This is a genomic window from Pseudomonas sp. 14P_5.3_Bac1, from assembly GCF_025466135.1.
In the GTDB taxonomy this organism is placed as follows: Bacteria; Pseudomonadota; Gammaproteobacteria; order Pseudomonadales; family Pseudomonadaceae; genus Aquipseudomonas.
The window spans coordinates 1-16,782 of the sequence record NZ_JANLOF010000074.1; the positions used below are offsets into that span (position 1 = coordinate 1).

Annotated in this window: 17 protein-coding genes; 10 read left to right on the forward strand and 7 right to left on the reverse strand. The window is 62.9% G+C overall.

Going from position 1 to position 16,782, the window contains the following annotated elements:
* Nucleotides 1–32 precede the first annotated feature (32 nt).
* The 7 genes from NTD89_RS19415 to NTD89_RS19445 form a co-directional block, all read right to left on the reverse strand.
* Entirely contained in the window at nt 33–371 is a 339-nt protein-coding gene (locus NTD89_RS19415) for a Na+/H+ antiporter subunit G (protein ID WP_145164022.1), read from the reverse strand.
* Nucleotides 368–646, reverse strand: a complete 279-nt coding sequence (locus NTD89_RS19420; protein ID WP_106578792.1) for a K+/H+ antiporter subunit F — start codon at nt 644–646, stop codon at nt 368–370. The genes NTD89_RS19415 and NTD89_RS19420 overlap by 4 nt, the downstream gene beginning before the upstream one ends.
* A complete protein-coding gene (locus tag NTD89_RS19425; RefSeq protein WP_262209150.1) occupies nt 643–1,131 on the reverse strand; it encodes a Na+/H+ antiporter subunit E in 489 nt (162 codons plus the stop codon). Before NTD89_RS19425 ends, NTD89_RS19420 begins: the two co-directional genes overlap by 4 nt.
* Complete coding sequence (locus NTD89_RS19430; RefSeq protein ID WP_262209151.1) at nt 1,128–2,810, reverse strand: monovalent cation/H+ antiporter subunit D; 1,683 nt, start codon at nt 2,808–2,810, stop codon at nt 1,128–1,130. The genes NTD89_RS19425 and NTD89_RS19430 overlap by 4 nt, the downstream gene beginning before the upstream one ends.
* The gene (locus NTD89_RS19435) at nt 2,807–3,151 is read right to left on the reverse strand and encodes a Na+/H+ antiporter subunit C (protein WP_007986256.1); all 345 of its coding nucleotides are present in this window, start codon (nt 3,149–3,151) and stop codon (nt 2,807–2,809) included. Before NTD89_RS19435 ends, NTD89_RS19430 begins: the two co-directional genes overlap by 4 nt.
* Complete coding sequence (locus NTD89_RS19440; RefSeq protein ID WP_262209152.1) at nt 3,151–6,075, reverse strand: monovalent cation/H+ antiporter subunit A; 2,925 nt, start codon at nt 6,073–6,075, stop codon at nt 3,151–3,153. The genes NTD89_RS19435 and NTD89_RS19440 overlap by 1 nt, the downstream gene beginning before the upstream one ends.
* A gap of 211 nt (nt 6,076–6,286) precedes the next feature.
* Nucleotides 6,287–7,216: a DMT family transporter gene (locus NTD89_RS19445; protein ID WP_262209153.1), complete on the reverse strand. Its 930-nt coding sequence runs from the start codon at nt 7,214–7,216 to the stop codon at nt 6,287–6,289.
* 92 nt (nt 7,217–7,308) lie between these two features.
* Between NTD89_RS19445 and NTD89_RS19450 the strand changes: the two genes are divergently transcribed.
* From NTD89_RS19450 to NTD89_RS19495, 10 genes are all read left to right on the forward strand, one after another.
* Nucleotides 7,309–7,872 carry a helix-turn-helix domain-containing protein gene (locus tag NTD89_RS19450; RefSeq protein WP_262209154.1) on the forward strand — a complete coding sequence of 188 codons (564 nt, stop codon included), beginning with the start codon at nt 7,309–7,311 and terminating at the stop codon, nt 7,870–7,872.
* Nucleotides 7,873–8,027: 155 nt separating this feature from the next.
* Nucleotides 8,028–9,224 (forward strand): SfnB family sulfur acquisition oxidoreductase, encoded by a 1,197-nt coding sequence (locus NTD89_RS19455; protein WP_242199399.1) that lies wholly within the window; start codon nt 8,028–8,030, stop codon nt 9,222–9,224.
* A gap of 12 nt (nt 9,225–9,236) precedes the next feature.
* Nucleotides 9,237–9,563, forward strand: a complete 327-nt coding sequence (locus NTD89_RS19460; protein WP_262209156.1) for an acyl-CoA dehydrogenase — start codon at nt 9,237–9,239, stop codon at nt 9,561–9,563.
* On the forward strand, nt 9,563–10,942 hold the full coding sequence (locus NTD89_RS19465) for an LLM class flavin-dependent oxidoreductase (RefSeq protein WP_262209157.1): 1,380 nt from the start codon (nt 9,563–9,565) through the stop codon (nt 10,940–10,942). Before NTD89_RS19460 ends, NTD89_RS19465 begins: the two co-directional genes overlap by 1 nt.
* Before the next feature lie 96 nt (nt 10,943–11,038).
* Nucleotides 11,039–11,941 (forward strand): acyl-CoA synthetase, encoded by a 903-nt coding sequence (locus NTD89_RS19470; protein WP_262209159.1) that lies wholly within the window; start codon nt 11,039–11,041, stop codon nt 11,939–11,941.
* Nucleotides 11,938–12,708 (forward strand): ABC transporter ATP-binding protein, encoded by a 771-nt coding sequence (locus NTD89_RS19475; protein WP_242199404.1) that lies wholly within the window; start codon nt 11,938–11,940, stop codon nt 12,706–12,708. Before NTD89_RS19470 ends, NTD89_RS19475 begins: the two co-directional genes overlap by 4 nt.
* The gene (locus NTD89_RS19480; RefSeq protein ID WP_262209160.1) at nt 12,708–13,589 is read left to right on the forward strand and encodes a branched-chain amino acid ABC transporter permease; all 882 of its coding nucleotides are present in this window, start codon (nt 12,708–12,710) and stop codon (nt 13,587–13,589) included. Before NTD89_RS19475 ends, NTD89_RS19480 begins: the two co-directional genes overlap by 1 nt.
* Nucleotides 13,590–13,593: 4 nt before the next feature.
* On the forward strand, nt 13,594–14,643 hold the full coding sequence (locus tag NTD89_RS19485; RefSeq protein ID WP_262209161.1) for a branched-chain amino acid ABC transporter permease: 1,050 nt from the start codon (nt 13,594–13,596) through the stop codon (nt 14,641–14,643).
* A gap of 22 nt (nt 14,644–14,665) precedes the next feature.
* Nucleotides 14,666–16,006, forward strand: a complete 1,341-nt coding sequence (locus tag NTD89_RS19490) for an ABC transporter substrate-binding protein (protein ID WP_262209162.1) — start codon at nt 14,666–14,668, stop codon at nt 16,004–16,006.
* A 3-nt stretch (nt 16,007–16,009) separates the two neighbouring features.
* Nucleotides 16,010–16,777 (forward strand): ABC transporter ATP-binding protein, encoded by a 768-nt coding sequence (locus tag NTD89_RS19495; protein ID WP_262209163.1) that lies wholly within the window; start codon nt 16,010–16,012, stop codon nt 16,775–16,777.
* Nucleotides 16,778–16,782 lie beyond the last annotated feature (5 nt).

A 16,782-nucleotide genomic window follows, 5' to 3' on the forward strand; every position in this document is an offset into this window, starting at 1 on the left:
CCCACATTTTTAGATCGTGTGCGCCTGGTCGATCAGCGGCGGCTGCTGACCTCGGCGGGCACATCGTCCCCGGCCATGCGCTTGCGGAACAGTGCAGTGCGAGCCAGCAGCAGCGTGGTCACCGGCACCGTGATCGACAGCAGAATCGGAATCAACCACCCATGCAGCACCGGCGCGGACTTGAGCACCGAAAAGTAGATGATCGACGCCAACGCCACACACCACGCACCCAATGTAGAGGCCAGCGCCGGCGGGTGCATGCGCTGGAAAAAGTCCTTCATGCGCAGCAGACCGATCGCGCCGATCAGTGCGAATACGCTGCTCAGCACCAGCAATACCGCCACGCTGGCTTCAACCCATAACGGCATCATTCAATCACCTCGCCACGCAGCAGGAATTTCGCCAAAGCGAACGACCCGACAAAGCCAAACAGCGCAATCAGCAGCGCCGCTTCAAAGTAGGTGTCACTGGCGTAGCGGATGCCGAGCACCAGCATCATCAGCATCGCCAGGATGTACAGATAATCCAGTGCCAGAACCCGGTCCTGTGCCGACGGGCCTTTGAACAGGCGCGCCAGTGTCAGCACCATGGCCAGCGAGAACAGGAACAGGCTGATCAGGATCGCGTTGGAGAGCAGGGCGCTCATTCGAAGATCTCCATCAGGGGCCGCTCGTAGGTGGTTTTGAAGTGCTCGATAAAGGGCGCTTCATCCTCAAGGTCGAACACGTGCAACAGCAGAATGCTGCGGTCCAGCGCCAGTTCCGACCAGACCGTGCCGGGTGTGACGCTGGTGATCATCGACAGTACGGCCAGGCCGTTGGCGTCGCGCAGGTTCAGCGGGATTTTGATAAAGCGCGAACGCGGCGCACGCGAGCCGCAGATCAGCACGCCCCATGCCACTTGCAGATTAGAGATGATCACGTCGCGGCCCACCACCAGAAACAGGCGCAGGATCACCCCGGGGCGGCGGATGCGGATCGGCGACGGGCGCAGCGGCGCCATCAGCAGCGGGGCAAGAAAGCCCAGCAGCGCGCCGAGCAGCAGGTTGCCGGGGCTGACGGACAGGTTCAGCACCAACCACAACAGCCACAACGCCAGCGATAACCAGGGGGCAGGGAACAGACGCTTCATGGCTGCACCTCCAGGGCGGCGGTCTTGGCTTCAGGGCTCGGCACCGGACGCGTCGCCAAAACGGCCATCACGTAGTGTTCCGGGTTGTTCAGGCTTTCGGCGGTGGCCTGGGTGTAGCGCATCAACGGCTCGGCCTTGAACGTCAGGAGGATGCTCAGGCCGAGCAGGAAGAAGATCGGCAGGCACTCGTAGCGGCGCAGCAGCGGCGAGGGGCGTTCTTCCGGCGTCCAGAAGCGCTGGATGCCCAGGCGGGCGAAAGCGATCAGCGACGCCAGGCCCGACAGGATCAGCAATGTCACCAAGCCCCAGGCGGCGGGGCGTATGGGTTCATCCACCGCATTTCCCAGCCCCAGCGGGTTGACCAGCGCGCTCAACAGGCTGAGCTTGCCGATAAAGCCAGACAGCGGCGGCATGCCGATAATCAGCAATGCGCAGGCAACAAAGCTCAAACCGAGAAAGGCCATGGTCCACGGAATCACTTGGCCGACCACGGCTTTTTGTTCATCGTCGAGGTTCACGCCGGGCCGTGGATGCAACGATTCCATGGCCTTGGGCAGCGCATCGATTTCCTCGTCCAGCGGCAGGTCATTGGCCGAGCGCGAACGCTCGATCAGTTCGGCCAGCAGGAACAGCGCGCTCAATGCCAGTGTCGAGCTGACCAGATAGAACAGCGCCCCGGCCGTCAGGCTTGGCTGAGCAAAGCCCACGCCCGACAGCAGAATCCCGGCCGACACCAGAATGCTCAAGCTGGCCATACGTTCGAGCCGCTGCGCCGCTACCATCGCCAATGCTGCGCAAATGATCGTCGCCATGCCGCCGTACACCAGCCAGTCGCCGCCAAACAGCGCCGAAGCACCGGCTTGCCCCGAAAACAGCAGGGTCCACAGGCGCAGCACGGTGTACACGCCCACCTTGGTCATAATCGCAAACATCGCCGCCACCGGCGCGCTGGCCGAGGAGTAGGCGGGCGCCAGCCAGAAGTTCAACGGCCACATGCCAGCTTTGGCCAGGAACGCTGTTGCCAGAATCGCCGCGCCTGCGTGCAACAGGCCGCGATCGGCCTCTGGCACCAAGGGGATTTTCAGTGCCAGGTCAGCAAAATTCAGCGTGCCGGTGACGCCATAGATCATCGCCGCGCCAATCAGGAACAGCGACGAGGCCAGCAGGTTGATCGCGATGTAATGCAGCCCCGACGACACCCGCGCACGGCCCGAGCCGTGCAGCATCAAACCGTAGGACGCCGCCAGCAGCACTTCGAAGAACACGAACAGGTTGAACAGGTCCGCCGTCAGGAAGGCGCCGTACAGGCCCATCATCTGGATCTGGAACAGCGCGTGGAAGCTGGTACCGGCACGGTCCCAACGGGCCATGGCGAACAGCAGCGCGCTCACGCCGATGATCCCGGTGAGCACCAGCATCATCGCCGACAGTTGGTCCACCACCAGCACGATGCCGAACGGTACCTGCCAGTTGCCCGGCAGGTACACGCCGATGGAGCCGGGGCCGCCTTGTTGTGTCCAGTACAGCAGCAGGACGGCGATGCCCAGGCCGATGACGCTGGAAAACAGGTTGATTTTTGCCTTCAGCGGACGGCGTTTTTCGCCGAGCATCAGCATCAGCGCGGCGGTCAGCAACGGCAGCAGGATCGGCGCGACGATCAGTTGATTGATCCACGTCATTCCTTGGGCTCCCGACCGTCTACATGGTCAGTGCCGGTCAGACCGCGGGAGGCCAGCAGCACCACCAGAAACAGCGCGGTCATGGCGAAGCTGATCACGATCGCCGTCAGTACCAGCGCCTGGGGCAGGGGATCGGTGTAGTGCAGAAGGTCTTGCGGCACGCCGTCCTTGATGATCGGCTCCTTGCCGATAAACAGGCTGCCCATGCTGAAAATGAACAGGTTGACCCCGTACGACAGCAGGCACAGGCCCATCACCACCTGGAACGTCCGTGGCCGCAGGATCAGCCAGACGCCGGAGGCCGCCAGGACCCCAATGGCAATTGCGATGACTTCTTCCATCAGGCGGCTCCTTGCGTTGCGGCAACCACTTTTTTCGCCTGGTTGCTCGGTTTGTGGGCCCGCACGGACTGGTGGCCGAGGGCGGTGAGCATCAGCAGCGTGGAACCGACGACCATGGCGTACACGCCGACGTCGAAGAACAGCGCGCTGGCGATATGGATATCGCCGAGCACCGGCACGCTGAAATGCCAGGTGTGGGTGGTGAGGAACGGGTAACCGGCAAACAGCGCGCCGAGCCCGGTCAGGGTGGCCGAAAGCAGGCCAAAACCCATCCAGCGCATTGGCCGCAGGCTCATCTGCGCCTCAACCCACTGCGTACCGGCAACCATGTATTGCAGGATGAACGCTACCGACATCACAAGGCCTGCGACAAAGCCGCCGCCCGGCTGGTTATGACCGCGCATGAACAGGTAGAACGACACCACCAGCGCAATTGGCAGCAGCAGGCGCACCAGCACCGCCGGCACCATCATGAAGCCCAGCGCGGTGTCGCTGGCCTGGCGCGGGTTGACCAGGTCGGTGGCCACGTCCGGCGCCAACTGGCGCTGTTGCGCGGGCAGTTGCATGCTTTCTTTGGACGGACGGAAGCGCCGCAGCAGGGCATACACCGTCAGCGCCACGGCGCCGAGCACGGTGATTTCGCCGAGGGTATCGAAGCCACGGAAGTCGACGAGCATCACGTTCACGACGTTGCTGCCGCCGCCTTCGGGCAGGGCGCGGCTGAGGTAGAACGAGGAGATATCGTTGGGCGTCTGGCGGGTCAGCATCGCGTAGGACAGCAGCGCCATGCCGCCGCCCACCACGGTGGACAGCAGGAAGTCACGCAGGCGGCGAATGCGCGCCTTGCGCAGCGAGCTGGGCAATGGCGACACTTCTTCGATCCGCCGTGGCAGCCAGCGCAGGCCCAGCAGAATCAGCACGGTGGTCACCACTTCGACGACCAGCTGCGTCAACGCCAGGTCCGGCGCCGAGAACCACACGAATGTGATGCAGGTCATCAAGCCGCACACGCTGACCATGGTCAGGGCTGCCAGCCGGTGATACTTGGCTTGCCACGCGGCGCCGAGGGCGCAGGCAATCGCCAGCAGCCACAGGGTCACAAACACAATGGAGCCCGGGATCTTCGGCCGGTCGCCCCAGCTGAGGCCGCTGTTGAACATCGGGATCAAACCTGCAATCACCGCTGCCGTCACCAGCAGGAACAGCTGGGTCTGCAGGCGTTTGGTGCTGATGCGTTTTTCGATCCGGCGCACGCCGCGCATCATCACCACCAGGCTGCGTTCGAACATGCGCTTGCCGTTGAAGTAGCTGATGACCGGCGGGTACTTGAAGCGGCCTCGCTTGAGCTGTTTGCGCAGCAGCAGGTAGAGCACCACGCCGCCGGACATCGCCACCAGGCTCATGATCATCGGCGCGTTCCAGCCGTGCCAGATCGCCAGGCTGTACTCGGGCAGCACACCACCGACCACCGGCAGCGCAGCGGCAGCGAGAATCGAGCCGACCACCTGGGCCGGGAAGATGCCCACCAGCAGACAAGTGAACACCAGCAGTTCCACCGGCGCGCGCATCCAGCGCGGCGGTTCGTGGGGCGTGTGCGGCAAATCGGTGGCGGGCGGGCCGAAGAACACATCGACGGTAAAACGCAGCGCATAGGCGACGCTGAAAGTGCCGGCGATGGTTGCAATCATCGGCAGGGCAATTTCCACCCAGGCGGTCGCCGAGATAAATACCGTTTCAGCGAAGAACATCTCTTTGGACAGGAAGCCATTGAGCAACGGCACCCCGGCCATCGACGCACTGGCCACCATCGCCAGGGTCGCGGTAAACGGGATCAGGCGCACCAGACCGCTGAGCTTGCGAATATCACGGGTGCCGCTTTCGTGGTCGATGATGCCAGCGGCCATGAACAGCGAGGCCTTGAAGGTGGCGTGGTTGAGGATGTGGAACACCGCAGCGACGGCGGCCAGCGGGCTGTTGAGGCCCAGCAGCAGGGTGATCAGCCCGAGGTGGCTGATGGTGGAGTAGGCCAGCAGGCCCTTGAGATCGTTTTGAAACATGGCGCAGTAAGCGCCGAGGAGGAGGGTGATGGCGCCGGCACCGCCGACGATCCAGAACCATTCTTCGCTGCCGGACAGCGACGGCCACAGGCGGGCCAGCAGGAACACGCCGGCTTTCACCATCGTCGCCGAGTGCAGGTACGCCGAAACCGGCGTCGGTGCCGCCATCGCGTGGGGCAGCCAGAAGTGGAAGGGGAACTGTGCGCTTTTGCTCAGGGCGCCGATCAGCACCAGGGCGAGCATGATCGGGTACAGCGAGTGCGCGCGAATCTGATCGCCCGCCGCCAGCACCTGGTCCAGGTCATAGCTGCCCACGATATGCCCCAGCAGCATCACGCCGGCCAACAGGCACAGGCCGCCCGCGCCGGTGACCATCAGCGCCATATAGGCGCCGCGCCTGGCATCGGCGCGGTGGTGCCAATAGCCGATCAACAGGAACGAGAACAGGCTGGTCAGTTCCCAGAAGAACACGATCTGGATCAGGTTGCCGGAAATCACCAGCCCGAGCATGGCGCCCATGAAGGCCAGGAAAAACGCGAAGAAACGCGGCACCGGGTCGTCCGGCGACATGTAGTAGCGCGCATACAGCGACACCAGCGAGCCGATGCCCAGCACCAGCATCGAGAACAGCCAGGCAAACCCATCCATGCGCAGCACGAAGTTCAACCCAAGGCTGGGCAACCACATGAATTCTTCGCGGATCACGCCACCGTGGGCGATCTGAGGGTAGAGCAGGGCGACTTGAATGGTGCCGACCAAGGCCACGAGGCCAGCCAACAGGGATTCGGTGTTACGTGCATTGTGCGGCAGCAAGGCCGCCAGACAGCTGCCAATAAAAGGCAGAAGCAGTAGAACTATCAGGGACATAGGCTTCTAATCTGCGGGAGTTTGGGATGCATCATACGTGCCGCTTTGTCGATCACCAAACGCCAAGATGTGGCAGGATCCTACAAAGTAGGCTGAAAACCCCTGTTTCGCATTGTTTCAGCGGGCCCCTGTCCACCTGGCACCACCGCCCCCTGTGGGAGCCGGGCTTGCCCGCGATGGCGATCTGGCAGCCACCACAAGCCGTCAGACCTTACCCCTGCTGCTCCTGTTCCCTTTCATCCTCCAGTTGGATGGCCTTCTGCCCTTTAGTCTTCAGCTCGCTCACAATCACTGCCGCCACAATCAACGCCGCCCCCACCATCGCGATCGGCGGGAAGCGCTCACCGGCCATCCGTCCGATCACGCCGGCCCACACCGGTTCACCGGCGTAGATCAAGGTGGCGCGTGTCGGCGAGACACTCTGCTGCGCCCAGTTCATCGCGACCTGGATCACCGCGCTGGTCAAGCCCAGGCCTACCGCGCTGAATACCAGCAACCACGAGAAACCTGGCAAGGGTTCCCCCATCGGCACCACCATGAGAAACGACAATAACGACGCCGTGGCCAGTTGCACCACGGTCACCCGGCGTACATCCACCTGCCCGGCAAACGCGCTGATCAGAATGATTTCGGCGGCCACCGCCACTGCACAGATCAGCGTGGCGATTTCGCCGGGGCTGAAGTTCAGCGACGCGCCGGCCGGGCCGGTGAGCAGCATCAAGCCGGTAAACGCCAGCATGATGCCGATGGCCGGCATCAGCCCTGGGCGGCGCCCCAGCACCAGCCATTGCAGCAGCGGCACAAATGGCACATACAGCGCGGTGATGAACGCCGACTGACTGCTCGGAATAGTCTGCAGCCCGATGGTCTGCATGCCGTAGCCGAACATGATCGAGGTGCCGATGAAGGCGCCGGCTTTCAGCTCAAACAAGGTCAGACCGCGCAGGGTGCGCAACGAAAAGAACCCAACCACGATGGCCGCTGCGGCAAACCGCAGACCCACGAAAAACATCGGCCCGCTGACCGTCATCGCATGTTGCACCAACAAAAAGGTGCCGCCCCAGATCATGGTGATCACCACGAGAATGCATTCGGCTTTGCTGAAACGGTTGAAGCGTGAGGAAGGGTTCGGGGCAGTCATGGCGGCTCGGTCTTGCAAGGGAAAGGCACGGACCGCACAATGCGCCGCACGCTGGGCAGTATACTGCGCACACCTACCTATTGAGCAATATAGTGCACAAAGAAAATCCACATCGGTCGTCGGTCCTGCAACACGTCAGCCAGAACGTCCGTCGTTTGCGGCATGCTGCCGACATGAGCCAGACCGCGCTATCGGAAAAGTCCGGCGTCAGCCGGCGCATGCTGGTGGCCATCGAGGCGGGCGAGAAGAATGTCAGCCTGTCCACCCTGGACCGCGTCGCCGAAGCCCTGGATGTGGCTTTCAGCGACCTGATCCAGGCGCCGGATGCCGGCGATCACAGCCGCATCAACGAGCTGGCGTGGGCCGGCGACATTCCCGGCAGTAAAGCCGTGTTGCTGGCCAAGGCCACTGCCCGGCGCGAAGTGGAATTGTGGGAGATGCGCCTGGAACCGGGCGACCGTTACAGCCCGGAACCCGACCCGGAAGGCTGGAGCGTGCAGCTGTTTGTGTTCGAAGGCCGCCTGACCCTGATCCTCGATGACGAAGAAAAACACGTGGCCACCGGTGAGTTCTTCATGTTCGCCAGCCGCCAGGCCCACGGCTATCGCAATGACGGAGAGGTGGCGGTGCGCTTTGTGCGCAACGTGGTGATCTAACTGTCTGCCAGGCAACAGTGGATGGACACTTTGCTCGCCTGCACACGCAGGCGTTTGAAGGTTTTAGCCGCAACACCCTGATTTTATTGGCGATTACATTCAGGCACGACTCCTGCAATCACCCAGGTCATCTCACCGGAGCCTGGAGTCGGCCCATGTCAGCCCACCCTCAACAACCTGCCCATATCATTCGCTCGGACGCCGAGGCCATCGAGGTCGCCACGCGCCTGGCCGCACGCTTTGCCGTCGACGCCAGTGCACGCGACCGTGAGCGGCGCTTGCCGGTGGCCGAACTTGACGAGTTTTCTGCCAGCGGTTTGTGGGGCATCACCATTCCTAAAGCCTATGGCGGCGCCGAGGTGTCCTATGTGACGGTGGCCGAGGTGATCAAGTTGATTTCCGCCGCCGACCCATCGCTGGGGCAGATCCCGCAAAACCATTTGGGCGTGGTGGACATCCTGCTGCAAACCGCCACAGAGGAACAAAAGCGCCACTACTTCGGCAAGGTCCTGGCCGGTTATCGGTTCGGCAATGCCTTCTCCGAAGCCAAGAGCAAAAACGCCGGCACGTTTGATACCCAGATCCGTTTTGAGCACGACACCGCGCAAATCAACGGCGAGAAGTTCTACTGCACCGGCGCGCTGTTCGCGCATATCGTGCCCACCGTCGGCAACAATGAAAACGGCCAGGCCTTTATTGCGTTCGTTGAACGCGATGCGCCGGGGCTCACGGTGGTTGATAGCTGGGACGGCTTTGGCCAACGCACCACCGCCAGCGGCGGGGTGACACTCGACGGCGTGAGCGTGCCGCGCACCGCAGTGATCCCGGCTCACCTGGCCTTCGACCAACCCACCGCCAATGGCCCGATCTCGCAGATCATCCAGGCCGCGGTCGACACCGGCATCGCCCTTGGCGCGCTTGAACACGCCAAAATCCACGCCCGCCAGGCGCGGCCCTGGATCGACAGCCAACAAGAGCATGGTTGGCAAGATCCATTCACCATCGCCGCGATTGGCGACCTGCAATGGCGCGTGCACGGCACCGAAGCCATTCTTGCCAAAGCCGGCAAGGCGGTCGACCTGGCCCTGGCCGAGCCGAACGAAGACACCGTGGCCCACGCCTCGCTGGTCGTTGCCCAGGCCAAAGTGCTGTCGGCCGAAACCGCCTTGCTCGCCAGCAGCAAACTCTTCGAACTCGCCGGCACTCGCTCGGTGACCGCCAAGCACAACCTCGACCGCTTCTGGCGCAATGCGCGCACCCACACCCTGCACGACCCGGCCCGCTGGAAATACCACCTGATCGGCAACTTCGTGCTCAACGGCGTGAAGCCCGCCCGCCACGCCTGGAACTGAGGAGCCTGACCCATGACCGCACTGAATCACGCGCGCCAACTGCTGGAAAGCACCCGCCGCACGGTTGAGCGAAGCGATGACCCCTACGTGATCAGCCGCTTCGGCGATTGGCAGATCCGCGTCGATGTGGCCGCCGCCTTGCTTGAGCGCGCCGCCACCAACCCAAGCCCGGTGGCCCTCACCGAAGCGCAGATCGCCGCCGCCGAAGCGCTGATTTTCGCCAGCAATGCCGAGTTCGAACTCACCGGCCAGCGCACTGCGCTGCCGCCCAGCCTTGATGATCCGTTGCGCAGCAAATACCAGATTGTCGGCAACTACCACCTCAACGGAGCGCTTTGATGTCCCGTGAAATCCGCTTGAATGCCTTCGACATGAACTGCGTCGGCCACCAATCGCCTGGCTTGTGGGCACACCCGCGTGACCGTTCGTGGCAGTACAAAGACCTGGAGTACTGGACCGACCTGGCCAAAATCCTCGAACGCGGCAAATTCGACGGGTTGTTTATCGCCGACGTGCTGGGTATTTACGACGTGTACAACGGCAACGGTGACGCGGCGATTCGCCAGGCGGCGCAGGTGCCCGTCAATGACCCGTTGTCGTTGATCGCGCCGATGGCACTGGTCACCGAACACCTGGGTTTCGGCCTGACCGCCTCGTTGTCGTTCGAGCACCCGTACCCGTTTGCCCGCAGGCTTTCCACCCTCGATCACCTGACCAAGGGCCGCGTGGGCTGGAACATCGTCACCTCGTACCTGGAAAGCGGCGCCAAGAACCTCGGTCAGAAAGCCCAGACCGAACACGACGCGCGCTATGACTACGCCGAGGAATACCTGGAGGTTTGCTACAAGCTTTGGGAAGGCAGCTGGGAAGAGGGCGCGGTATTGCGTGATCGCGAGCGCCGAATTTTCAGCGACCCGAGCAAAATTCACGAAATCCGCCACGTTGGCAAACACTTCCAGGTGCCCGGTATTCATCTGTGCGAGCCGTCGCCGCAGCGCACGCCGGTGCTGTACCAGGCCGGTGCGTCCAGCCGTGGCAAGCAGTTCGCCGCCGAGCAGGCCGAGTGCGTGTTTGTCGCGGCACCGTCCAAGGTGTTGCTGAAAAAGACCGTGGCCGATATCCGCCGCCGTGCCGCAGAAGCCGGGCGCGACCCGAAGAAAATCCTGATTTTCAACTTGCAGACGGTGATCGTCGGCGAGACGGACGCCGAGGCCAAGGCCAAGTTTGACGAGTACAAATCCTACGTCAGCTACGAAGGCGCGATGGCACTGATCTCTGGCTGGACCGGTATCGACTTCAGCCAGTTCAAACCCGATGAACCGCTCAAGCACGTGCACACCAACGCCATTCAGTCGGCGGTGGAGGCCTTCTCCACGGCGGACCCGAACAAAGTCTGGACGCCCAACGAACTGGCCGACTGGGTTGGCATTGGCGGCTTTGGCCCGTTGTTTGTCGGTGGCCCTGAAACCGTGGCCGACCTGCTGCAGGAGTGGGTCGAGGAGACTGACGTGGACGGTTTCAATCTGGCCTATGCGCTGACCCACGAAACCTTTATCGACGCCGTGGACCTGTTGGTGCCGGAGCTGCAAAAGCGCGGCGTGTACAAGACCGAATACGCCCAGGGCACCTTGCGCGAGAAGTTGTTCGGCGATGGCGCACGGCTGGCGCCGAATCATCCGGGTGCCGGTTACAGGCATCTTAAGGCCAGCGCTCTATAACTGAACAAACCCAATCCATGTGGGAGCTGTATTGATCCAAATAACTCAGCCAGCGGACCACCGCACGCACATCACTTTAATAGGAGCATCACCCCTATGAGCGTGCACGAACTCAAACGTCCGCTGGGCCTGGAATGGCCCGCCGAACTGCTCGGCAACCTGTCCGAGCCTTTGGAACACCTGCGCCACTGGGCGCAAATCACGCCTTTGCAGACGGCCCTGCGCCACAAGCGCCAGGGCCAGTGGTATGCCTGGCGGTGGATTGACGCCTTGCGCGACGTCGAGCGCCTGGCCGATGGTTTGCGCCAGCAAGGCTTTGGCGAGCAGTCGCGGCTGGCCCTCAGCGGCGCGTTCGAGCCGAACCTGCTGTTGTTGGCGTTGGCTGCGCAATCGGTCGGCGGGCAGGTGGTGACCCTGGCCGATGGCCTCGAGCCCGAAGTCCTTTACCAACAGCTGTGGCGTATTCGCCCTACCCATTCGTATGTGCAGGACCGCCGGCAAGTGCGGCACTGGGCGTCTGCCAATCGACTGGATTTCGCCCAGTTGCTCGGCCCGCTGGACCCGGCGCAGCACTTGCAGCGCTGGTGGCAACCCACCGGCGAAAGCGCGTTGTGGAGCGAGGAGGGCACTCACTGGCAGGGCGGGTTGGCTGTGGTGCTGGAGCAGTGGCTCAACAGCGGCCATGGCCTGGCCTTTCCGGAAAACCTCGCTTCGGCCCGCCGCGATCGCAGTGAAGTCGCTCCGACTGGCCTGCTGTTATCACCTGAGCGTTTGCACCACCTGGCCGACGACATCGAAAGCCGCCTGGCGCCCCACGGTACCTGGCGCCGACGCCTGTGCGACTGGGCCATCGCCCACCCGCAAAGTGGCCTGCGCCGCTTGCTGAAAAACCGCGTGCGCAGGCTGCTGGGCTTTCAGCGTCTGTCCTACATCTGGCAACCGCTTAAATCCAAGGCCGAGCCGACATGGCTGGCCGAATTCAAACGGGACATCGCATGAGCCAGGCCATTCTCCAGGTGCGCGACATCTCGTTGTCATTCAAGGGCGTCAAGGCGATCAATGCCTTGTCGTTTGACGTGCAGCGCGGCGAGATTTGCGCGCTGATCGGGCCAAATGGCGCCGGCAAGAGTTCGTTGCTCAATGTGCTTAACGGTGTGTACCGCTTTGACGCCGGCGAGATCGTCTTCGAGCAACAACACTTTCACCGCATCGACCCATTGGGCGCGGCGCGGCGGGGCATCGGCCGCACCTTCCAGAACAACGCGCTGTTCAAAAAAATGAGCGTGCTCGACAACATCCTCACCGGCCTGTCGCGGCATATGCGCAGCACCTTTATCGAACAGGCCTTGGGCTTGCCGCGCGCCCGGCGTGAGGCCGAGGCCTTCCGCCTGCGTGCCCAGGGCATCCTCGAATTCCTGGAGCTGCAAGCCCACCGCGACGTGCTGGTGGGCAACCTGTCCTACGGCCTGCAAAAACGCGTGGAGTTGGGCCGCGCGTTGATCGCAGGTCCCAGCCTGCTGCTGCTCGACGAACCGATGGCCGGGATGAACGCCGAAGAAAAACACGAAATGGCGCGCTTCGTCGCCGACGTGAACCGCGACCTGGGCACCACCGTGGTGTTGATCGAGCACGACATGGGCGTGGTCATGGGCCTGTCCGACCATGTGGTGGTGCTCGACTACGGGCGCAAGGTCGGCGACGGCACGCCCGCCGAGGTACAGGCCAACCCCGAAGTGATCAGCGCCTACCTGGGAGTCGCACACTGATGACGTTCTTTTTCGAAACCCTGCTCGGCGGCTTGCTCGCCGGCACCCTGTACTCGCTGGTCGCCATCGGCTTCGTGCTGATCTACAAGGCCAGCGGCGTGTTTAATTTCGCCCAGGGCTCGATGCTGCTGTTTGCCGCGCTGACCTTCGTCAGCCTGCATGACCAAGGCGTGCCGTTCGCCCTGGCGCTGCTGCTGACGGTGATCGTAATGATCGTCGGCGCCTTGCTGATCGAGCGGCTGGTGTTGCGCCCGTTGGTGAACCGTTCGCAGATCACGTTGTTCATGGCCACGCTGGGCCTGTCGTTCATTATCGAAGGCCTGGCCCAGGGCTTGATGGGCTCGCAGGTGCGCGCGCTGGATTTGGGCATCGACGACGTGCCGCTGTTTGTCGGGCCGCTGATGCTCAGCCAGTTTGATCTGATTGCCGCCGCGGCGGCGGTGGTGCTGGTCACGGTGTTGGCGTTGCTGTTCAACACGACCCGCATCGGTGTGTCGTTGCGCGCGGTGGCGGATGACACCACGGCGGCGCTGTCCATCGGCATCAACCTCAACCGTATCTGGCAGATCGTCTGGGCAGTGGCCGGTGTGGTCGGGCTGGTGGCAGGGCTGCTGTGGGGCGCGCGCCAAGGGGTGCAGTTTTCGCTGTCGCTGGTGGTGCTCAAGGCCTTGCCGGTGCTGATCATCGGCGGCTTCACCTCGATTGGCGGGGCGATTGTCGGCGGGCTGATTGTCGGCGCGGCGGAAAACCTCGCCGAGGTGTATATCGGCCCGCTGATCGGCGGCGGCATCACGCCGTGGTTCGCCTACGTACTGGCCCTGGCCTTCCTGTATATCCGTCCCGCCGGCCTGTTCGGCGAGCGCGCCATCGAGCGAGTCTGAACCCATGTCGATTCCTGTCGTTCAACAAACCGCACCGTTGGTGTTGATCCAGCGACGCGTGCCCTGGGGCCTGATCGGCCTGTTGGCGCTGGCCTTTGTTGTCGTGCCGCTGTGGGGCAATGACTATTGGCTCAATGCAATCCTCGTCCCGTTTCTGGTGCTGTCACTGGCCGGGCTGGGCTTGAACCTGCTGACCGGCTACACCGGGCAAACCTCGGTGGGCGCGGCCGGTTTCATGGCCGTCGGCGCGTTCGCCACCTACGGGTTTTTGCTGCGTCTGCCGGCGCTCGGTTTGCCGGTGGCGCTGCTCGGCGGTGGGGTGATCAGCGCGTTGGTGGGGCTGTTGTTCGGCCTGCCCAGTTCGCGGATCAAGGGTTTTTACCTGATGGTCACCACGTTGGCCGCGCAGTTTTTTCTGGAGTGGCTGTTCGTCAAATTTCCCTGGTTCTACAACTACGGCTCCTCCGGCACCATTTCTGCGCCGCAACTGGCGCTGTTCGGCCATGACCTCAACACGCCGCTGGGGCGTTACCTGCTGACGCTGGTCACGGTGTTGCTGCTGACCTGGACCGCCGTCAACCTGGTGCGCAGCCAGGTCGGCCGCAACTGGATGGCGATCCGTGACATGGACACCGCCGCCGCCGTGGTCGGTATCCCGGTGGTGCGTTACAAGCGCCTGGCGTTCGCCGTCAGTTCGTTCTACTTAGGCATTGCCGGTGCGCTGTGGGCCTTCGCTTACTTGGGCACGGCCAGCGCCAGCAGCTTTGATATCAACCGCTCGTTCCAGATCCTGTTCATCATCATTATCGGCGGCATGGGCAGCATCGCCGGCAACTTTGTCGGCGCGGCGTTTATCAGCCTGCTGCCGATTTTGCTCAGCCATGCCGGGCAGGCCTTGTTCGGCGGCTCGGTGGATGCGGGGCAATTGCAGAACCTGCAAAAAATCATCTTTGGCGTGTTGATCATCGTGTTCCTGATCAAGGAACCCGAGGGGTTGATTCGTCTGTTGCACAACCTGCGTGACCGTCTGCGGCAATGGCCGCTGCGCTTCTAACATTCCCTCAAGAGAATCCAACATGCGTGCAACCCTGAAACGTTCCCTGGTCGGCGCCGCCTTTGCGCTGGCCGCCTTGGCGGGCGCTGTGCCCCAGGCGACGGCCTCGCCCGACCAGCAATTCATTCCCCTGGCCACCTACCGTGTGGGCGCGTACGCCTCCAGCGGTGTGCAGGTGTGGGCCGGGATGATCGACTACCTGCGTTATATCAACGAGGTCGAAGGCGGCATCAATGGCGTGAAACTGGTGTGGCAGGAATGTGAAACCGAGTGGACGGCGGAGAAGGGCATCGAGTGCTACGAGCGCTTCAAGAATGGCCTGGATGGCGCGCCGGTCGCGGTCTATCAACCCAATGGCGCCCCGGCGGCGTACGCGCTGAGTGAGCGTGCCGAGGTGGACAAGATCCCGCTGATCACCCTCGGTTACGGCCGTACCGAAGCCACCGACGGCACGGTGTTCCCGTACAACTTTCCGGTGATGCTGACCTTTTACAGCGAAGCCTCAACCCTGGTGAACTACATCGCCCAGCGCGAAGGCGGTTTCGACAAACTCAAGGGCAAGAAGATCGCCACGGTCTACCACGACTCGGCCTATGGGCGCGAAACCCTTGGCCCGCTGAAGTTGCTGGCAGAGAAATACGGCTTTGAAAATATCCAGATTCCGGTGGCCGATCCGGGTAATGAACAGTCGGCGCAATGGCGCCAGGTCCGCCAGGCGAACCCGGACTGGGTGTTCCTGCGCACCTGGGGCGTCTCCACGCCGGTAGCGGTGAAAACCGCCGCACGTTTTGGCTTCCCGGTCGACCATATCATCGGCGATATCTGGGCCAGCTCCAGCGAAGACGTGCTGCCTGCCGGCGCGTCCGCCAAAGGCTATCTGGCGCTGACGCCATACCCGGCCGGTGCCGACTTCGAGATCCACAAACGCCTCAAGCAGTACGTCCTCGACAAGGGCCACAGTGACCTCAAGGACCTGAAAAATTTCGGCAGCGTCTACTACAACTCCGGCCTGGTGAACGCCGCCGTGGCCGTGGAAGCGATCCGCACCGGCCAGGCCAAATTCGGCAAGCGCCCGCTCAACGGCGAAGAAGGCCGTTGGGGCCTGGAACACTTGAACATCGACGACGCGCGCTTGAAGGACATGGGCTACCTGGGCCTGATGCAGAACCTCAAATTGTCGTGCCGCGACCATGAAGGCGGCGGTTCGGCGCGGGTGCAGCAATGGGACGGCGCCAACTGGACGCTGATCAGCGACTGGATCGCCGCCGACCGCGCGTTGCTGCGCCCATTGATCGACGAAAAATCCGCCGCGTTCGCCAAGGAAAAAGGCCTGACGCCGCGCACCTGCACCGGGGATGAATAACTCATGAGCCAACCCGCCGCCGAGTCCGCCAGCCAAGCGCTGTTGACGGTCGATGACATCGAAGTGATCTATGACGGCGCAATCCTGGCGGTGGCCGGGGTGTCCTTGAGCGTGCCCAAGGGCGCCATCGTTGCCTTGCTCGGCGCCAATGGCGCCGGCAAAAGCACCACGCTCAAGGCGATCTCGGGGCTGGTGCGTGCCGAACGGGCCGAGGTCAGCCGGGGCGTGATCGAATACGCCGGCCGCGACCTTGCCGGCATCGACCCCAGTCAGCGCGTGCGTGAGGGCATGGTCCATGTGTTGGAGGGCCGGCATGTGTTCGGCCAGCTGACGGTCGAAGACAATCTGCGCAGTGGCGGCTTTGTGCGGCGCCTGAGCCGCAAGGCCATGGAGCATGACCTGGAACGCATCTACGCCTGGTTTCCACGCCTCAAGACCAAGCGCCACACGCGTGCCGGGCTGACATCCGGCGGCGAACAGCAGATGGTCGCCATCGGCCGCGCGTTGATGACGCGGCCCACCCTGGTGCTGCTTGATGAGCCGTCGATGGGCCTGGCGCCGATGATCGTGCAGGAAATTTTCGCGATCATCGCCCAGCTCAACCGTGAGCAGCAGGTGAGCTTTTTGATCGCCGAGCAGAACATCAACGTCGCGCTCACCTATGCGTCCCAGGGCTACGTGCTGGATACTGGGCGGGTGGTCTTGGGTGGCAGCGCCGCTGAACTGCGGGCGCGCGGCGATTTGCACGATATTTATCTGGGTAAACAGTAAGGGCG

Excerpts from the sequence above, each read along its gene's own strand:
- NTD89_RS19415 (WP_145164022.1), bottom strand. The coding sequence starts at position 371 with ATGATGCCGTTATGGGTTGAAGCCAGCGTGGCGGTATTGCTGGTGCTG.
- NTD89_RS19420 (WP_106578792.1), bottom strand. The coding sequence starts at position 646 with ATGAGCGCCCTGCTCTCCAACGCGATCCTGATCAGCCTGTTCCTGTTC.
- NTD89_RS19425 (WP_262209150.1), bottom strand. The coding sequence starts at position 1,131 with ATGAAGCGTCTGTTCCCTGCCCCCTGGTTATCGCTGGCGTTGTGGCTG.
- NTD89_RS19430 (WP_262209151.1), bottom strand. The coding sequence starts at position 2,810 with ATGACGTGGATCAATCAACTGATCGTCGCGCCGATCCTGCTGCCGTTG.
- NTD89_RS19435 (WP_007986256.1), bottom strand. The coding sequence starts at position 3,151 with ATGGAAGAAGTCATCGCAATTGCCATTGGGGTCCTGGCGGCCTCCGGC.
- NTD89_RS19440 (WP_262209152.1), bottom strand. The coding sequence starts at position 6,075 with ATGTCCCTGATAGTTCTACTGCTTCTGCCTTTTATTGGCAGCTGTCTG.
- NTD89_RS19445 (WP_262209153.1), bottom strand. The coding sequence starts at position 7,216 with ATGACTGCCCCGAACCCTTCCTCACGCTTCAACCGTTTCAGCAAAGCC.
- NTD89_RS19455 (WP_242199399.1), top strand. The coding sequence starts at position 8,028 with ATGTCAGCCCACCCTCAACAACCTGCCCATATCATTCGCTCGGACGCC.
- NTD89_RS19460 (WP_262209156.1), top strand. The coding sequence starts at position 9,237 with ATGACCGCACTGAATCACGCGCGCCAACTGCTGGAAAGCACCCGCCGC.
- NTD89_RS19465 (WP_262209157.1), top strand. The coding sequence starts at position 9,563 with ATGTCCCGTGAAATCCGCTTGAATGCCTTCGACATGAACTGCGTCGGC.
- NTD89_RS19470 (WP_262209159.1), top strand. The coding sequence starts at position 11,039 with ATGAGCGTGCACGAACTCAAACGTCCGCTGGGCCTGGAATGGCCCGCC.
- NTD89_RS19475 (WP_242199404.1), top strand. The coding sequence starts at position 11,938 with ATGAGCCAGGCCATTCTCCAGGTGCGCGACATCTCGTTGTCATTCAAG.
- NTD89_RS19480 (WP_262209160.1), top strand. The coding sequence starts at position 12,708 with ATGACGTTCTTTTTCGAAACCCTGCTCGGCGGCTTGCTCGCCGGCACC.
- NTD89_RS19485 (WP_262209161.1), top strand. The coding sequence starts at position 13,594 with ATGTCGATTCCTGTCGTTCAACAAACCGCACCGTTGGTGTTGATCCAG.
- NTD89_RS19490 (WP_262209162.1), top strand. The coding sequence starts at position 14,666 with ATGCGTGCAACCCTGAAACGTTCCCTGGTCGGCGCCGCCTTTGCGCTG.
- NTD89_RS19495 (WP_262209163.1), top strand. The coding sequence starts at position 16,010 with ATGAGCCAACCCGCCGCCGAGTCCGCCAGCCAAGCGCTGTTGACGGTC.